The sequence below is a fragment of the Novosphingobium album (ex Liu et al. 2023) genome (genome assembly GCF_029076845.1).
Lineage (GTDB): Bacteria > Pseudomonadota > Alphaproteobacteria > Sphingomonadales > Sphingomonadaceae > Novosphingobium.
Genome location: NZ_JARESE010000062.1, coordinates 67283 through 84456 on the forward strand (window position 1 = coordinate 67283; position 17174 = coordinate 84456).

Below are 17174 nucleotides of genomic sequence, written 5' to 3' on the forward strand. Positions count from 1 at the left end.
GAACGCCCCTTCATTGCAAGGCGGCGACTTCGGCCAGCACCCGTTTGGCGTGTTCCTTCCGGCAGATCAGCAGATCCGGCATGTAGACGTCCTGCTGGTTGTAGACCAGCGGGCTGCCATCGATGCGCGAGGCGTGCAAGCCCCAGCCCAGCGCGACGGCCACGGGCGCGCAGCTATCCCATTCATACTGGCCGCCCGAATGCAGGTAGATATCCGCCTCGCCGCGCAGGATGGCCATCGCCTTGGCCCCGGCCGAGCCCATCGGCACGAGTTCGGCGCCCAGCTTTTCGGCGATCTCGGTAGCTTCGCGGGCCGGGCGCGTGCGGCTTACGACCATGCGCAGCCGGTCCGGCGCGGGCGGCACTTCGCCCGGCTGGTCGGACCGCAGCACTTCGCCCAGCCCCGGCAGCGCGACCGCGCCAAGCGCCGGCACGCCGTCCACCGCCAGGCCGACATGCACGGCCCAGTCGGCGCGCTCCTCGCCATATTCGCGCGTGCCGTCGACCGGATCGACGATCCAGACGCGCTGCAGGGCGAGCCGTTCGGGATTGTCCTTCTCCTCTTCGGACAGCAGGCCGTCCTCGGCCCGCTGCTCGCGCAGGGCGTGGCAGAGGAACTGGTTCGCGGTCTGGTCGCCCGCCTTGCCCAGCGCCTTGCCGCCGAACATGCCCGAGGCGCGGACCATAAGCAGAATCCTGCCGGCCTGGTCTGCGAGATGCGCCGCGAGATCGCCGTCGTTCAACGCCATCAGATGTCTCCCAGCAAGGTATCGACGATCAGCGTCGCGGCCTCTTCGGGAGACATCGTCGTGGTGTCGATGCGCACTTCGGGGTTGCGCGGCGCTTCATAGGGGCTGTCGATGCCGGTGAAGTTCTTGAGCTGGCCCGAACGCGCCTTCTTGTAGAGGCCCTTGACGTCGCGCGCCTCGGCCACTTTCAACGGCGTGTCGATGAACACCTCGAAGAACTCGCCTTCGGGCAGCATCGCGCGCACCATCTCGCGATCCGCCTGGAACGGCGAGATGAACGCGGTGATGACGATCAGCCCCGCGTCGGTCATCAGCTTGGCGACTTCGCCGACGCGGCGGATGTTCTCGATGCGGTCGGCCTCGGTAAAGCCCAGGTCCTTGTTGAGCCCGTGGCGCACGTTGTCGCCATCGAGCAGGAAGGTGTGCCGGTTCATCCGGTGCAGCTTCTTTTCGACAAGGTTGGCGATGGTCGACTTGCCCGAGCCGGAAAGGCCGGTGAACCACAGCACCGCCGGCTTCTGGTTCTTCAGGTTGGCGTGCTGCTTGCGGTCGATGTCGAGCGCCTGCCAGTGCACGTTCTGCGAACGGCGCAGCGAGAAGTTGATCATGCCGGCCGCGACCGTGGCATTGGTCATCTTGTCGATCAGGATGAACCCGCCCAGCGTGCGATTGTCCGCATAGCTTTCGAACACCACCTGCTTGTCGGTGACCAGCTCGGCCACGCCGATGGCATTGAGTTCGAGCGTCTTGGCAGCAAGATGCTCCATCGTGTTGACATTGACGGTATATTTCGGCTCGTGAACCGTCGCCGAGACCATCTGCGTGCCCAGCTTGAACCAATAGGCGCGGCCCGGCGTCATCGCCTCGTCGGCCATCCACACGAACGTCGCCTCGAACTGGTCGGCCGATTGCGGCGGGTTGTCGGCGGTGGAGATGACCGAGCCGCGCGAGCAATCGATCTCGTCCTCGAAGCAGACCGTGACCGACTGGCCGGCGACCGCCTCGTCCAGATCGCCGTCGAGCGTGACGATGCGCGAGACCTTGCTGGTCTTGCCCGAAGGCAGCACGCGGATGGCATCGCCCGGCTTGACCGATCCGGTCGCGATCAGGCCCGAGAAGCCCCGGAAATCGAGGTTCGGGCGATTGACCCACTGCACCGGCAGGCGGAACGGCTTGTCCGCGTCGACCGATGAGAGCACTTCCACCGTTTCGAGGTGATCGACCAGCGTGATCCCGGCATAGCGGGGCGCCTGGTACCACGGCGTGTTCGGCGAGAGCGTGGTGATATTGTCGCCCTTGAAGCCCGAGATCGGCATGGCCGTGAAGCTCTCGATGCCGATCGAGGCGGCGAACTCGGTATAGTCCGCGACGATCTTGTCGAAGACCTCCTGGCTGTAATCGACCAGGTCCATCTTGTTGACCGCCAGCACGATGTTGCGGATGCCGATCAGGTGGCACAGGTAGCTGTGGCGCCGGGTCTGCACCAGCACGCCCTTGCGCGCGTCGATCAGGATTACCGCGAGGTCGGCGGTGGAGGCGCCCGTCACCATGTTGCGGGTATACTGCTCGTGGCCGGGGCAATCGGCGACGATGAACTTGCGCTTCTCGGTGTTGAAGAAGCGATAGGCAACATCGATGGTAATGCCCTGCTCGCGCTCGGCGGCAAGCCCATCGACCAGCAGCGCGAAGTCGATCTCCTGCCCCTGCGTGCCGACCTTCTTGGAGTCGGATTCGAGCGCGGCAAGCTGGTCCTCGAAGATCATCTTCGAATCGTAGAGCAGGCGGCCGATCAGCGTCGATTTGCCGTCATCGACACTGCCGCAGGTGATGAAGCGCAGCATCGTCTTGTGCTCGTGCTGGTCCAGATAGGCGTCGATGTCCTTGGAGATCAGCTCGTCGACGACGTAGACCGGCTCGGTCGTGGTGGTGGTCTCGGTCATCAGAAGTACCCCTGCTGCTTCTTGACTTCCATGCCGGCGCCGCCGGCATCCTTGTCGATGGCGCGGCCCTGTCGCTCGCTGGTGGTGGTGAGCAGGGTTTCCTGGATCACTTCGGGCAGGGTCTTGGCCTCGCTCTCCACCGCGCCCGTCAGCGGGTAGCAACCCAGCGTGCGGAAGCGGACCGAGCGCATCAACGGCACCTCGCCGGGTTCGAGCGGGAAGCGATCGTCATCGACCATCAGCAGCATCCCGTCGCGCTCCACCGTCGGGCGTTCCTCGGCGAAGTAGAGCGGCACGATGGGGATGTCGTTGAGGTGGATGTACTGCCACACGTCCAGCTCGGTCCAGTTCGAGATCGGAAAGACGCGGATCGATTCGCCCTTGTTCTTGCGGGCGTTGTAGAGGTTCCACAGCTCGGGCCGCTGGTTCTTGGGGTCCCAGCCATGCGAGGACGTGCGGAACGAGAAGATGCGCTCCTTGGCGCGGCTCTTCTCCTCGTCGCGCCGCGCGCCGCCGAAGGCCGCGTCGAACCCGTACTTGTCGAGCGCCTGCTTGAGCCCTTCGGTCTTCCACATGTCGGTGTGCAAGGGGCCATGGTCGAAGGGATTGATCCCTTTCTCCATGGCTTCGGGGTTGTGATAGACGAGCAGGTCCATGCCCGATTCCTCGGCCATCCGGTCGCGCAGTTCGTACATCGCGCGGAACTTCCACGTCGTGTCGACGTGGAGCAGCGGGAACGGCGGCGGCGAGGGATAGAACGCCTTGCGCGCAAGGTGCAGCATCACCGCGCTGTCCTTGCCCACCGAATAGAGCATCACCGGCTTTTCCGCCTCGGCGACGACTTCGCGGATGATGTGGATCGATTCGGCCTCAAGCCGCTCCAGATGCGTCAGGGTCGTCATGACCTCTCCATTTTTCGTGTCCTTGCCCTGTCCATACAGGGGTGACATCGGCGCAAACCTCCCATATGGGAGGGTATGGCGCTTACCAGTCGCGACGAGACCGATCTTCTCCTGCCGCTCTTCGCCGGAATCCGCGAGGAACCGCGCTTTTCCACCTTCCTGGCCCGGCTGCGGCGCCGCACCGGGGCGGAATATGTCGGGCTGGTGATGCGCCACGCCCATGCCTCGATCGCCGAGGCGGTCGAACTCTTCGCCGGGCGCGACTTGCGCCGGCAGGCCCGTGAGACCGGGACGCCCGAACTGCTCGCGCTCGATCGCCTGCAATACGAGCATCTGCGACCCGGCCGCGTCTACAGTATGTCCGAGCTGATCGAGCACGATCCGGTCTACCGCGCCGAACGCGCCCGCCAGGTCCGCCGGCTGGGCCTGGCCGACGAACGCGTGATCCGGCTCACCGAGATCGAGGGGAGCACCGTCTGGCTGATGCTGGCGCGCGCCAGCCCGTGCTCGGCGGCGGACAGCGCGCTGCTGTCCAACCTCGCGCCCTATCTGACCGAGGCGCTGCGCACGATGATCGTGCTGGAACGCCAGCAGATCGAAGGGGCGATCGGCGCGGCCGGGCTGGCGCGATCGGGCACCGGGTGGATCCTGTTCGACCGCGAGGCGCGCGTGCTGGGGATCGATGATGCCACCCGCCAGGCGCTGCAGGCGATGACCGGCGCCGATGCCCGGCCCGGCGAGCGCCTGCGCGGCGTGGACTTGCGGGCCGAGCGCGAGTTGATCGCGGCCGCGGGGCAATTCGCGGCCGATCCGGGCGGCGCGCAGCGCGCGGTCGTGCTGAGCGAGGCACCGCGCCTGGAAGCGCTGCTGCTCCCCTCCACCGTGGTGCCCGCGACGATGCACGAATCGGCGGCGATGCTTGCGCTTTGCCGCCTGCCCCGGCCGCATTCGCCCGAACGCATCGCGCAGCTATCGCGGCTGCTCGACCTGCCGCCGCGCGAGGCCGAACTGGCGATCGCGCTGGGCGATGGTCTCTCGATCGCCGAGGCGGCACACGCTATGGGCCTGACGATCGAGACCGCGCGCAACTATTCCAAGCGCCTCTACGCCAAGCTCGGCGTACGCGGGCAGGCCGAACTGGTCCGCGCGGTCTACGAAAGCAGCGCCGCGCTGGCCTGAGTTTTCGCTGCGTGGCGGCGCCGGCCCACTCCCCGCCCTCCCCTCAGGCGTCGCTTGGCAGGTTCAGCGCGTGCTCGATCTGCGCGATTTCGGAACGCAGCCACATCGTTTCGCTCAGGTTGCTGCCGCCGCTCGCGGCCAGCAGCGCTTCGCTCGCCGCCTTCTTCACCTTGAGCGCGGCGACATTGCCGGGCTCGGCGCCGAGCGCCACGTCGATCAGGTGCAGCGCTTCCAGCGGCGCGCCGCCATCCAGCCGGGCCTGCGCGCGTTCGGCCAGGCGATCGGCCCCGCCGGCCAGTTCAGCCAGATCGCCGTAAACGCTGGCGCGCGGCACGCCATAAAGCTCGGTGGTGCCGTCCTCATAGTGGAACCAGCCGGAATATTCCTCCCAGATGGTCTTCACCGCCCAGCTCACCTTGCCGTGGAACTCGCCGATGCGGATATCCTCGGGCAGCGCGATCTCGCGCATCAAGGCGTGCACGTCCTTGCCGGCCTTCATGCCTTCGAGCGTGAAGTCGCGCACCCAGCTGACCGCCGCGTGCATCCGGTCAAGGTCGGCGCGGATGCGCTCGGCCCCGCGGATCGCATCGCCGTGACCAGTGATGATGATCTCGGCGCCGAGATTGCGGATACGATCGAGCGACTTCAGGTACTGGCGCACCGAACGCGGCTTGTCGCCGCGCAACGTGCACAGGAACGGCATCGACAGCCAGACCGGGCCGAAGACATTGCCGGTGAAGGCGATCTTCTCGTCCGGCATCCAGACCGTGAGGCTGTCCTCGGTCTCGCCTTCGGGCGTGCTGATCAGCACGAACTTGCGGTTCCCCAGATCAAGGCGCAGTTCCCGGTCCACCAGGATATCGGGCACGACATGCGGCGGCGCCTTGGGCGCGGCGCCGCGCTTGAGCGTGGAGCCCCAGAGCTTGCCGCTGCGCGGGCCGAAATAGGCCTGCAGCCCGGTCATGTCGGCCACCCCTTCGTTGAAGCCGGGGCCGCCGATGATCTGGGTGCCTTCTTCGAGGAATTCCGGCACGCCGCCGAAATGGTCCGCATGGCTCTGCGTCAGGATGATGAAGGCCAGCGGCCCGGTACGGTGCGGCGCGAGCAGGGCCCGCGTGCGCTCCGCATTGTCCATGAAGCCGGTGTTGACCATCAGGTCGCCCTCGGACGTGGTCACGAGGTAGGCGTTGGAGATGTCGTTCGCCTGGAAGATGAAATCGGTGATCGCCACCGCCTCGGTTTGCGCGTCGCCCGCGCGCACGAGGCTGGCCAGCTTCGGACCGGCGTCCCTGGTCTCGCTCATGGTTCAGGCTTCCTCGAAATCGATCATGACTTTCGCCGATTCCGGCGTGGCGGCGATCTTCAGCCCGTCCAGCACCTGGCGGAACGGCAGCTTATGGCTGATCATCGCCGCGATCTTGTCCTTCAGCCGGGGCATCGCCGCGATCACGTCAGGCATCTCGGTGGGATAGCCGACAGCGGTGGTCACCGTCATCTCGCTGGTCAACATGCGGCCCACCGGGAATTCGATCGGCTTCATATAGGCGGCGGTGATGACCATGCGCGCGTGAAACTTGGCCATGCCGATCACTTGCGTCAGGATATTGGGCGCGCCGGCCGCGTCGATATAGGCATCGGTGCCGACACCCACGCGCCCGTAGCTGGGCACTTCGCCGTGCAGCCGCGCCAGCTCGGCCCGCAGATCGACCGCCGCGGGATTGAGCGCGGCCTGCACGCCCAGCGCGCGGGCCCGCTCCAGCCGTTCCTCGGACAAGTCGAGCGCGACCACGTCGGTCACGCCGCAATCCACCAGCCAGAGCAACATGCCCAGCCCGATCGGGCCGCAGCCGAACACGACCACCTTGTCGCCCGGCTTCACCTCGGCGCGATTGACGCCGTGCATCGCCACCGCCAGCGGCTCGCACATCGCGGCGACGTCATAGGGAATGCCTTCGGGGATCGGCAGGATCGAATCGCCCAGCCGCGCCTCGCGCACCAGCAGTTCCTGGGTGAACGCGCCTTCGGGGCCACCGCTGCCGATATTGCCGGGCGTCATCATCGGGTTGACGATCACCGGATCGCCCACCGCGATGCCTTCCACATCGGCGCCCACTTCCATGATCTCGCCCGCGCCTTCGTGGCCGAGCGCGGTTTCGGCCCCCGGCGGAATGCCGCCGATCTTGATATAGGAAAGATCGCTGCCGCAGATGCCGACCGCCTTCATCTTCACCACCACGTCCTTGGGGCCGGCGGCCGGGCGTTCGTAAGCGTCGAGCCGGACATCGCCGACCCCGTGAATCTTCAGAAGTTCCATTGCCTCTCTCCTATTTGTTCTGCCCCCGGAACCGCTGTTACGGGCGTACCATGTATCCGCCGTCGATCGTGATCGTCTCGCCGGTCATGAACGAGGACGCGTCCGAGCACAGGTATGCGCCGATCCCTTCGAAGTCGGAAGGAAAGCCGGTGCGCTGCATCGGGATGGTCGGGGCGAAATAGGCCTCGACCTGCCTGGCCTGCTCGCCCTCGCCCATCATCGGCGTGATGATGAGGCCGGGCGCGACGATGTTGGCGCGGATCGCCAGTGGCGCCAGCTCGATCGCCAGGCAGCGGATCGTCGCGGCCACCGCGCACTTCGATGCGGCATATTCCATCTTGCCGGCCAGCCCCTGGAACAGCGAGAGGCTGCCGCAGGCGACCAGGCTGCCGCCGCGTTCACCCGCCTCGGCCCGCGCCTTCATGTGCCGCGCGCCTTCACGCAGGGTGAAGAAGGCCCCGTGCAGCGCGGTCTTCTGGAATTCGTACCAGTGCTCGGTCGGCATATCGAACACCGAGTTGTAGCGCGGGGAAGTGCCCGAATTGGCGAAGACGCAATCGACCCGGCCGAAATCCTCCATCACCGTCTCGAAGCCGTTGACGATGTTCTCCTCGACCGAGACATCGACCTGATAGGCGATCACCTTGCCCGCGCCGGCCGCTTCCAGCTCGGCCTTGGCCCTGGCACTTTTCTCGGCATTGCGCGCCCAGATCGCCACGTCTCCGCCCATCTTGGCGATGCCCATGGCAAAGCCGAAGCCGATGCCGCCGTTGCCGCCCGTCACCACCGTTACCTTGCCGCTGCAATCGAACAGGCCCTTGGCCATTTCCCGCCTCTCCTAGCTGATCTGCCGGCGCCGCCGACGGCGCCCTTGTCCCGCATCGGTTTCCTGAGCGCGGGCTTGTCCCGCAACCCCGTGGCGTGTAGAAATCGGGCCCAAGTTTATGATCAGGGACACAATGCTGGTGAGCCCTGGCGTCCTATGGAGAGGACCGCAGCCCGTGCCCCACCACCTTGCCGCCCAACCGACGATGACCGTGGACTGCGAACTGATCGGCAAGGCGATAACCGCGCAGATCGTCCGCTTCGATATCCCCGAACCTACCGCGACGCAGCACTCGGTGGAAGACAAGTACCAGCTCAACATGTGCCTGACGCCGCGCCCGCTCAACGCCCGTGCCGGCTATCGTGAGCGCTGGGGGCCGCACCGGCTGGAACGGCTGGGTGACATCTTCCTGCTGCCGCCGGGCGAAGTGCTGTTCGTCAAGGGCGGCAGCGGGCGGCAGGCATCGCTGATCTGCCGGCTGGAGCCCGAGGCGATCCATTCGATCATCGGCCAGGAACTGGCCTGGGACGACCAGCACCTGGCCTCCACGCTCGATATCGGCAGCGCGCGCATCCGGGCATTGCTGTTCCGGCTGACCGAGGAAGTGCGCCATGCCGGCCTCGCTTCGGACCGGATGCTGGAATTCCTGGGCGGCGAGCTGGCGATCGAGCTGGGCCGGCTCTGCCTGGAAGTGGCCGAACACCCGGTGACCGGGGGACTGGCCGGCTGGCGCCTGCGACTGATCGACGAGCGGCTGGCCGGCAATCCCCACGCGCCCACGCTTCAGGAACTGGCGGCGCTGTGCAATATCTCGGTCCGCCAGCTTACGCGCGGGTTTCGCGTCAGCCGCGCCTGCTCGATCGGCGATTATATCGAGCAGCGGCGGATGGAGGCGGCCAAGCGGCTGCTGATGGCGGGCGAGAGCGTGAAGACGATCGCCTTCACCATGGGCTTCGCATCGCCATCCAGCTTCACTTTCGCGTTCCGCCGCGCGGTGGGGTCCAGCCCGCGCCAGTTCCGCCAGCGCCAGAGCCGGGCGATCACCGCCCCGCCGCCCGCCTGAGCACGGCGCCGGAGAGTAGTGACCCGATTTCGATAGAACGTCCCGGACGATGCAGTGAGCTGCGTTGCCAATCGGCCCCGCGAACGGGTTAGCTAAAGGCGAGAGGTCGTTACGGCCCCCGCTTCAACACACAATCCCAAGGGAAGAGGACAGACCCATGGCGCAGCAGATCGTGGCCGACGCGCTTGTCGAGCAGGCGATGAAGGAAACCGGCATCGCCAGCTTCGACAGCGACAGCTATCGCGAAGGCCTTGACGTTTTCATCAACGATTTCAACGCGGGCATCGCCAAGGACCGCTATACTGACGATGGCGTGGGCCGTGCCGTGGCGGACACGCTGCACTATCTGCGCAACCGGCTGAAAGTGTCGGAATACTTGCGCCAGAACCCCGAACTGCTCGAACGCCCGGTGGAACGGCCCGTCTTCGTCATGGGCGTGCCGCGCACCGGCACCACGCTGCTGTCGAACCTGCTCGCCGCCGATCCGGCACGCCGCTCGCCGCTGACCTGGGAGATCGACGATCCGGTGCCGCCCGTCGCCGCGAAGGACCAGTTGACCACCGATCCGCGCGCGGTGACGCGGCTGGCGCAGGAAAAGGCGATGCTTGCGGCCAATCCCGACATGGGCAAGTACTATCGCGGATCGGCGATCTATCCGAACGAATGCGTCTTCTTCATGGCGCACGATTTCAAAACGCTGATGATCGAATCCAAGGGAATCCTGCCGCAGTACAAGGATTTCATCTTCTCGTGCGACATGACGTCGGCCTATGAATACCACAAGAAGTTCCTGCAGGTTCTGCAGCATCACGCCGGCGGTGTGTGGAACTGCAAGAAGCCGTCGCACGCTCTGTTCCTCGAATACCTGTTCAAGGTCTATCCTGACGCGCGGGTGATCTGGACCCACCGCGATCCGTTCACCGCCACCGGCTCGCTCTGCTCGATCATCTCGCTCAGCCACATGGCCCACATGGGCCGGATCGACGCCGAATGGCTGGGCCAGGACTATCCCTGGCAAGCGGCCGAGCACGCCAACCGGATCATGGATTTTCGCGACAAGCACGGCGAGGACAAGATCATCGACGTGCACTATGCCGACATGACCGACGATCCGATCGGCACGATGAAGCAGCTTTACGCCAGGCTGGGCGACGAATGGACCGCCGAGGCCGAAGCCGGCATCCAGGCCTGGGTGGATGACAACCCGCAGAACAAGTTCGGCAAGCACGAATACAAGCTGGCGCAATATGGCCTGACCAAGGAAGGGCTTGAACCGATGTTCGAGCGCTACCTGTCACGCTACGACGTCGCCCGCGAGGGCTGAGAGCCTCGCTGACGGCCATAAGGCCAAGGGAGAGAACCATGCTGGAAGGACTGCATTACCAGAACGCCTATGTCTGCGACGATCTGGAAGCGGCGATCGACCTGTTCCGGGGCCGCGGCCTGCGCAAGGAGCCGATCATCATCCCGGTGGAGCAGGACGTGCGGACGGCGGACGGCCCCCGACACCAGAAGGGCCGCATCTGCTTCATCTGGATCGACAACCTGCAATACGAACTGATCGAGATGGAGACCGACGAAGTCGGCCTCTATCGCAATTGCCTGTCCAACGGGGGGCCCTTGCGGTTCCACCACGTCTGCTACCGGATCGACGACTGGGCCGATTTCCGCGCGCGGGTAGACCAGCAGGAATTCCCCGTCGCCATGGAGCGCGATCTGGGCGGCGATGCGCTCAAGTTCCTTTACCTCGATGCCCGCAACGTGTTCGGGCACTACCTTGAATACACCTGGATGCCCGACGCGATGTGGGAACAGATCAAGGCGATGTGACAGGCCGAGGGGTGGCCTGAAGCTCAGGCCACCTCGCTCGCCAGTTTCGGTCCGGCGCCGTCCTGGTGCGCCACGTCCTGATACAGCGTGGTGCGCTGGCGCAGCGGGCGCCCCGCCTTGGCCGCCGCCGCGCGCAAGTCCTCGACGCTGACGTCCTGGCCATGCGCGGCCCCGGCCGCGCGGCTGATGCTTTCGTTCATCAGCACACCGCCCAGATCGTTGGCGCCCGCCGCCAGCACCGCCGCCGCGCCTTCGACGCCGAGCTTGACCCACGAGCACTGGATCGAACCGATGCTGCCGTGCAGCGCGATGCGCGCCACCGCGTGCATCATCACCGCCTCGCGCCAGGTCGGCCCCTTGCGGCTCTGCCCACGCCGGTAGAACGGCGCTTCCATGTGCACCAGCGGCAGCGGCACGAATTCGGTGAAGCCGCCGGTCTCGTCCTGCAGGTGCCGCAGCGCCAGCAAGTGCCGCGCCCAGTGCTCGGTGCGTTCCAGATGGCCGAACATGATCGTCGATGTCGTCGGCAGGCCGATGCGGTGGGCATCGCCCACCACGCCCAGCCATTCGCCGGTCGTCACCTTGTCCGGGCAGATCCGCGCGCGGATATCGTCGCACAGGATCTCGGCCGCCGTGCCGGGCAGCGAGCCCAGCCCCGCGTCCTTCAACCGGCGCAGATAGTCGATCACCGGCATGTCCAGCGTGCGCGCGCCCTGGCTGACTTCAAGCGGGGAGAAGGCATGGACGTGCAGGTTAGGGCAAGCCGCCTTCACCGCGCGCAGGATCGCCAGATAGGTCTCGCCGGTATAGCTCGGGTGGATGCCGCCTTGCAGGCAGACCTCGGTCGCCCCGCGCGCCACCGCCTCGCGCGCGCGATCGGCGATTTCCTCCAGATCGAGGTTGTAGGGCTTGTCGCGAAATCCCGCCTTGCTGCTGGTCTTGGAGAAGGCGCAGAACGAGCAGGCGTGCGTGCAGATGTTGGTATAGTTGATGTTGCGGTTGATGACATAAGTGACATCCTGGCCGCTCACTTGCGCGCGCAAGGCGTCCGCCGTCTCGACCACGGCCAGCGCCGCCGCGCCGCGCGTGGCGAACAACGCGACGATCTCCGCCTCGGACAGTTCGGCGCCGTTCGCCGCGCGATCGAGGATGCGGTGTACCTGGCTGGCGACCGGCCCCGCCGCAATCGGGCCGAGCGGGGCCGACGGCGTGCCCGGCGCGGGATCGGCGACGCCGGGGCTCCAGCGGCTGTCGCGCCCCAGCCCCTCGCTGTCCGACAGCCTGAGCACCGCCGGGCGGATCGCGGCATCAAGCCAGGACTCGTCATCGCTGGCGACGAAGCGCGGATAGGCCGTCAGCCGCTCGACCAGCGGCAGCCCGGCGCGCGCGCAGATCGCCTCGAGCCGCGCGACCTCGGGCCAGGGCGCCTCGGGGTTCACGTGATCGAGCGTGACGGGCGAAATGCCGCCCCAGTCGTCGATCCCGGCATCGATCAGTTCGGCCAGCCGCTCGTCATTGAGGTTGGGCGGCACCTGCACCGAGACGTCATCGGGCAGCACGATCCGCGCGGCCGCGACGGTGCGCAGGAAATCGGCTTCCGAAGCCTCGGGCGCCTGGGCCATCTTCGTGCCCGGCTTGGGGCAGAAGTTCTGCACGATCACTTCCTGCAAGTGGCCATGCTCGCGGTGCAGGGCGCGCAGGGCGAGCAGCGCTGCGATGCGTTCCTCGGCCGTCTCGCCAATGCCGATCAGGATGCCGCTGGTCATTGGCACGCGCGCGCGCCCGGCGGCGGCCAGCGAGGCGAGGCGGACCGCCGGCACCTTGTCGGGCGATCCGTGATGCGCCGCGCCTTTTTCCAGCAACCGTTCCGACGTGCTTTCCAGCATGAGGCCGGCCGAGGCCGCGACCGGGCGCAACATGCGGTAATCCGCCTCGTCCAGCACGCCGGCATTGACGTGGGGCAGCAGGCCGGTCTCCCCCAGCACGCGCTCGGCACAGTGGCGGACATAATCGATCGTGCGCGCGAAACCGTGTTCGTCCAGCCATTCGCGCGCAGCGGCATAGCGCCGCTCGGGCGCGTCGCCCAAAGTGAACAGCGCTTCCTTGCAGCCCGCCGCCGCGCCGGCCCGGGCGATCTCCAGCACTTCGTCCTCGCTCAGATAAGGCGCATCGAGCCGCGAGGGCGTGGTCGCGAAGGTGCAATAGTGGCACACGTCGGCGCAAAGCCGGGTCAGCGGGATGAAGACCTTGCGCGAATAGGTCATCCGCGCGGGGCCACGCGCATCACGACGCGCGCGTGCTTCGGCCAGAATGTCCGCCAGGGGCGTGGATAGCAGTCGGGTTATCAATTCACTGTCAGCGCGAGCCATGTTCATCCTGTTTCGATACGGGCTGCGGACAGTGCTACGCGCGCAAGCCGCTCCCGGTCATCGGCATCGCACATGACTGTTCCGGTAATCGTGGCCGAAACTCCACCCGCGCGCAAGCCCCCGGCATCGGCGGCATCGCTCTGGTCGATCACAAGATGGTCGAGCAGTCCCGCATAGTGCGCTGCAATGGCGGCATTGCTCACCGTCTGGCCAAGCTCTCCCAGCAGCTTGGCGAGCGGTCCCTTCAGCGCCTTGCCGCCGACCAGCGGCGAGACCGCGATCACCGGCACGGCGCGCGCGGCCAGCGCCGCGCGCACGCCGTCCACCGCCAGGATCGGATCGACGCTGAGGTACGGATTCGACGGACAAATCACCACCGCCGCCAGATCGTCGCGCGCCAGCGCCGCCGCGAAGCCGGGCGATGGCGCGGCGCCGGGGGTGCCGGCAAAACGGATCGCGCTGGCCGCGGGCCGGCATTGCTCGGCAACGAAATAACGCTGGAAATCAAGCCAGCCCTGCTCGGTGCGCACTTGCGTGCGCACGGGCGCATCGCTCATCGGAACGATCGCATGGGCGATGCCCAGCGCGCGCGTCAACCGCGCGGTGACTTGCGACAGCGTCTCGCCCGAACGCAAGTGCCAGCTTCGCGCGATGTGCATCCCCAGATCACGGTCGCCCAGGTTGAACCAGTCCGGCTCGCCCAGCGCCTTGAGCATGGCCATGGCCTGCCACGTCTCGTCCTTCACGCCCCAGCCCCGCACCGTGTCGTTGAGCCCGGCAAGCGCATATGTCACCGAATCGATGTCCGGGCAGACGGTCAGGCCAAGGTGCTCGAAATCGTCGCCGGTGTTGACCGCTATGGTCAGCCGCTCGGGCGGCAGCACGGCGGCCAGCCCCGCCGCCAGCTTGGCACCGCCGACGCCGCCCGAAAGCGCAAGGATATGGCTCATCGGAACATGTCCTCCGCCACCGGCCTCAGCCCGCCGGCCGCGCCGGGGCCGTCCGCCGCCGTCACCCAGCGCTCGCACCCGCGCAGGATGGCGACCGGCGTGCCCTCGTCGCCCTCGCCCATCACCAGCGCGGCGGTCGCCGCCAGCGAATCCGCGATGGCGATCACGGTTGCCTGCAAGGTGCGGCCGAACAGGTCTTGCCCGGTCCCGCGCCGGTCTTCCACCGCAGCTATGCCGGCGCAGCCGATGGCCGTGCCGACCGTGCCGATCCGCCAGGCGCGCCCCATCGAATCCGCGATCACCACGGCGGGCCGCACGCCGGCGACCTCGCCGATCCCGGCGCGGATGGCCCGTGCCGAAGCATCGGGGTCCACCGGCCAGAGCAGCACGGAACCCGCATCGCCGCCCTCCACGTTCGAAGCGTCGATCCCGGCATTGGCCAGCACGTGCCCGGTGCGGTGCCGGGCGATCACCGCCGCGGGCGTGGCGCGCAGGATCTCGCTGCTTTCATCGAGGATGAGCTGGAGCAAGGCCGCTTCGCGACTCGTCTTCGCGGCCAGCGCGCGCGCCTCGGCCCCCACCGCGACATCGGCCAGCGCCACGCGCCGCCCTTCGCATTTGGATACAATCTTCTGCGCGATCACGCAGACATCGCCCGGCCGCAGCACTTCGCCCGCGCGATCAATCGCGGCGCCGATTTCGCGCGCGATCGCCATTCCCGGCTGGAACAGCGGCAATCCGCGTAGCGCGAAGGCGTGAATCTCTGCGATCCGGCTCATTGGCCAAGGTATGCCCGGGACATCATGGTCTGGTTCCGCGATAATCTGTTTGCGTGGGTTTCGCCCGCCGCTATCGGCAATCGGCAAGCACACGCAACCAGGAAATCTCGGGAGACAGCAGGACATGGCATCCATCGCGGTAATCGGCGGCACCGGCGCGCTGGGCAAGGGCATCGCGCGCAGGCTGGCGAAAGCCGGCCACGACGTGACGATCGGCTCGCGCTCGGCCGACAAGGCGAGGATCACGGCCGATGAGCTGGGCGGGCTCGGCCACGCCGCCAACGAAGACGCCGCCGAAGGCAAGGACGTGGTGATCGTCACCGTGCCGCACGCCTCGCAGGCCGATACGCTGGCGCTGATCCGCGATCGCGTGGGCAATGCCGTGGTCGTCGATACCACCGTGCCGCTGGTCCCGCCCAAGGTCATGCGCGTGCAGCTTCCCGCCGAAGGCAGCGCGGCGCTACAGGCGCGCGCACACCTGGGGCCCGATGCACGGCTGGTTACGGCGTTCCACAACGTCTCGGCCCACCACCTCGACAGCGATCACGCGATCGATTGCGACGTGCTGGTGTTCAGCGACGATGTCGAGGCGCGCAATACCGTGGTCGGGCTGTGCCCCGGCATGGGCCTGCGCGGGCTTTCAGGCGGGGCGCTGGCCAATTCGGCGGCGGCCGAGGCGCTCACCTCGATCCTCATCTACATGAACAAGACCTACAAGGCCGATGGCGCCGGCATCCGCTTCACCAACCTGACCGAAGCTCCGGCCATCCCGTGAGCTGCTGGGCCGTCATCCCGATCAAGGCGGCCGGAGACGGCAAGAGCAGGCTTGCCGGCGTGCTCGATCCGGCGGCGCGCGAGGCGCTGGTCGATGCCATGCTGGCGCATGTCGTGGCCACCGCGCTGGCCACGCCTTCGCTCGATCGGGTGTACCTGGTCGGCCCCTCGCGGCACGGGCTGGACGAGGCCATCACCCTGCTGCCCGATCCCGGCGCCGGGCTGAACGCCGCGCTCCAGGCGGCGCTGGCCCGCCTTGCCGGCCAAGCGCCGGACCGCGTGCCGGATCGCGTGGTAGTCATCGCCGCCGATCTGCCGCATCTTTCGACGCTCGATCTCGATCTGCTCGCCCGGGCGCGGGACGGCGCCATCGCCATCGCGCCGGACCGGCACGGCACCGGCACCAACGCGCTCTCGCTGCCGCTGCCGGATGCGGCCGGCTTCACCTTCCTGTTCGGCGAGGACAGCTTCGCGCGCCATTGCGCCGAGGCCGAAAGGCTGGGCCACAACGTGGAGACGATCCTTAGCCGGGGGCTGGAGAAGGATATAGACGAGCCTGCCGATTTGGCTGATGCAGGCAGCGTTTTGTGAGAAGCGCGATCACGCGCCGGGGAGAGACCAATTGGATACAAAAGACCTCGACCTGACCGGCCAGGTGGCCTTCGTCACTGGCGGCGGCGGCGGCATCGGCAAGTCGATCGCGCTGTGCATGGCCGACATGGGCGCGGACGTGGCGATCATCGACGTGGTTCCCGAACGCTGCGACCAGATTACCGAGGAAGTCACCAAGCGCGGGCGGCAAGTGCTGGCGATCGCCGGCAACGTGATGGACGTGGGCACCGTGCACGATGCGATCGCGGCCACGCAGGAACGCTTCGGCCGGCTCGATATCCTGGTGAATAACGCGGGCGGGGTGACGCGCCGCAAGTTCCTGGATCTGCAGGAAAAGAACTGGCGCCGGCATATCGATCTCAATCTCATCAGCAATCTGGCCGCGACGCAGGCGGCGGTGCCGATCATGATCGCCGGGGGGCGCGGCGGATCGATCATCAACGTGACCAGCATCGAAGGCTCGCGCGCGGCGCCGGGCTATGCGGTCTATGCGGCCTGCAAGGCGGGGATCAACAACCTGACCCGCACACTCGCGCTCGAATTCGCCGAGCATGCCATCCGGGTGAATACCATCGCCCCCGATTTCACCGTCACGCCGGGCACGCGCGGGCAGTTCACCGGGCCGGTGGACGAAAGCAAGTGGCACCAGCCCAGCGCCGCGCAGCTCGATTCGGTGCGCCGGCGCATCCCGCTCGGCCGTGCCGGCATCGACGAGGAATGCGGCCGTGTCGCGGTGTTCCTCGCCTCGCCGATGGCCAGCTATGTCACTGGCGCGATCATCCCGGTCGACGGTGGGAGCTGGGCCTCCAGCGGCTGGGTCCGCGACAGTTCGGAAGACTGGATCCTCCCCCCCGAAGTCCAATGACGCGGCCGGGCGCAAGCGCGCCC

At 67.1% G+C, this 17174-nt stretch carries 16 protein-coding genes; 7 read left to right on the forward strand and 9 right to left on the reverse strand.

Annotated elements, in window-relative coordinates:
* Positions 1 to 10: 10 nt before the first annotated feature.
* From PYV00_RS17485 to cysD, 3 genes are read right to left on the reverse strand one after another with little or no spacing between them, the layout of a single operon-like run.
* Positions 11 to 748 (reverse strand): 3'(2'),5'-bisphosphate nucleotidase CysQ, encoded by a 738-nt coding sequence (locus PYV00_RS17485; RefSeq protein WP_275229562.1) that lies wholly within the window; start codon positions 746 to 748, stop codon positions 11 to 13.
* Positions 748 to 2688, reverse strand: coding sequence for a sulfate adenylyltransferase subunit CysN (gene cysN, locus PYV00_RS17490; RefSeq protein ID WP_275229563.1), 1941 nt, complete (start codon positions 2686 to 2688; stop codon positions 748 to 750). Before cysN ends, PYV00_RS17485 begins: the two co-directional genes overlap by 1 nt.
* Positions 2688 to 3638 carry a sulfate adenylyltransferase subunit CysD gene (cysD, locus tag PYV00_RS17495; RefSeq protein WP_275229564.1) on the reverse strand — a complete coding sequence of 317 codons (951 nt, stop codon included), beginning with the start codon at positions 3636 to 3638 and terminating at the stop codon, positions 2688 to 2690. Before cysD ends, cysN begins: the two co-directional genes overlap by 1 nt.
* A 27-nt stretch (positions 3639 to 3665) precedes the next feature.
* On the opposite strand from cysD, the gene PYV00_RS17500 reads away from it, so the two are divergent.
* Positions 3666 to 4769: a helix-turn-helix transcriptional regulator gene (locus PYV00_RS17500; RefSeq protein ID WP_275229565.1), complete on the forward strand. Its 1104-nt coding sequence runs from the start codon at positions 3666 to 3668 to the stop codon at positions 4767 to 4769.
* A 43-nt stretch (positions 4770 to 4812) separates the two neighbouring features.
* Here the strand turns inward: PYV00_RS17500 and PYV00_RS17505 are convergent, their stop codons facing one another.
* From PYV00_RS17505 to PYV00_RS17515, 3 genes are read right to left on the reverse strand one after another with little or no spacing between them, the layout of a single operon-like run.
* Positions 4813 to 6072: an MBL fold metallo-hydrolase gene (locus tag PYV00_RS17505; RefSeq protein WP_275229566.1), complete on the reverse strand. Its 1260-nt coding sequence runs from the start codon at positions 6070 to 6072 to the stop codon at positions 4813 to 4815.
* A 3-nt stretch (positions 6073 to 6075) separates the two neighbouring features.
* Entirely contained in the window at positions 6076 to 7083 is a 1008-nt protein-coding gene (locus PYV00_RS17510) for a zinc-dependent alcohol dehydrogenase (protein WP_275229567.1), read from the reverse strand.
* A 37-nt stretch (positions 7084 to 7120) separates the two neighbouring features.
* Entirely contained in the window at positions 7121 to 7909 is a 789-nt protein-coding gene (locus PYV00_RS17515; RefSeq protein ID WP_275229568.1) for an SDR family NAD(P)-dependent oxidoreductase, read from the reverse strand.
* Positions 7910 to 8114: 205 nt separating this feature from the next.
* Here PYV00_RS17515 and PYV00_RS17520 point away from each other — a divergent pair, with 205 nt between their 5' ends.
* The 3 genes from PYV00_RS17520 to PYV00_RS17530 all read left to right on the forward strand — a co-directional run bounded on the left by PYV00_RS17520 (position 8115) and on the right by PYV00_RS17530 (position 10802).
* Positions 8115 to 8972: a helix-turn-helix domain-containing protein gene (locus PYV00_RS17520; RefSeq protein WP_275229569.1), complete on the forward strand. Its 858-nt coding sequence runs from the start codon at positions 8115 to 8117 to the stop codon at positions 8970 to 8972.
* A gap of 157 nt (positions 8973 to 9129) precedes the next feature.
* A complete protein-coding gene (locus PYV00_RS17525; protein WP_275229570.1) occupies positions 9130 to 10296 on the forward strand; it encodes a sulfotransferase family protein in 1167 nt (388 codons plus the stop codon).
* 38 nt (positions 10297 to 10334) lie between these two features.
* Positions 10335 to 10802, forward strand: a complete 468-nt coding sequence (locus tag PYV00_RS17530) for a VOC family protein (RefSeq protein WP_275229571.1) — start codon at positions 10335 to 10337, stop codon at positions 10800 to 10802.
* A 23-nt stretch (positions 10803 to 10825) separates the two neighbouring features.
* Here the strand turns inward: PYV00_RS17530 and cofH are convergent, their stop codons facing one another.
* The 3 genes from cofH to cofE are packed head-to-tail and all read right to left on the reverse strand — an operon-like array spanning position 10826 to position 14900.
* A complete protein-coding gene (cofH, locus tag PYV00_RS17535) occupies positions 10826 to 13171 on the reverse strand; it encodes a 5-amino-6-(D-ribitylamino)uracil--L-tyrosine 4-hydroxyphenyl transferase CofH (protein ID WP_275229572.1) in 2346 nt (781 codons plus the stop codon).
* Positions 13172 to 13173: 2 nt separating this feature from the next.
* Complete coding sequence (gene cofD / locus PYV00_RS17540; protein ID WP_275229573.1) at positions 13174 to 14121, reverse strand: 2-phospho-L-lactate transferase; 948 nt, start codon at positions 14119 to 14121, stop codon at positions 13174 to 13176.
* Positions 14118 to 14900, reverse strand: coding sequence for a coenzyme F420-0:L-glutamate ligase (cofE, locus tag PYV00_RS17545; RefSeq protein ID WP_275229574.1), 783 nt, complete (start codon positions 14898 to 14900; stop codon positions 14118 to 14120). Before cofE ends, cofD begins: the two co-directional genes overlap by 4 nt.
* A 124-nt stretch (positions 14901 to 15024) precedes the next feature.
* On the opposite strand from cofE, the gene npdG reads away from it, so the two are divergent.
* Genes npdG through PYV00_RS17560 form a run of 3 tightly spaced genes read left to right on the forward strand, consistent with a single transcriptional unit; the run spans position 15025 to position 17151 of the window.
* Positions 15025 to 15675 carry an NADPH-dependent F420 reductase gene (gene npdG / locus PYV00_RS17550; RefSeq protein WP_275229575.1) on the forward strand — a complete coding sequence of 217 codons (651 nt, stop codon included), beginning with the start codon at positions 15025 to 15027 and terminating at the stop codon, positions 15673 to 15675.
* The gene (gene cofC, locus PYV00_RS17555) at positions 15672 to 16265 is read left to right on the forward strand and encodes a 2-phospho-L-lactate guanylyltransferase (RefSeq protein ID WP_275229577.1); all 594 of its coding nucleotides are present in this window, start codon (positions 15672 to 15674) and stop codon (positions 16263 to 16265) included. The genes npdG and cofC overlap by 4 nt, the downstream gene beginning before the upstream one ends.
* 31 nt (positions 16266 to 16296) lie before the next feature.
* Positions 16297 to 17151, forward strand: a complete 855-nt coding sequence (locus PYV00_RS17560; protein WP_275229578.1) for an SDR family NAD(P)-dependent oxidoreductase — start codon at positions 16297 to 16299, stop codon at positions 17149 to 17151.
* Positions 17152 to 17174 lie beyond the last annotated feature (23 nt).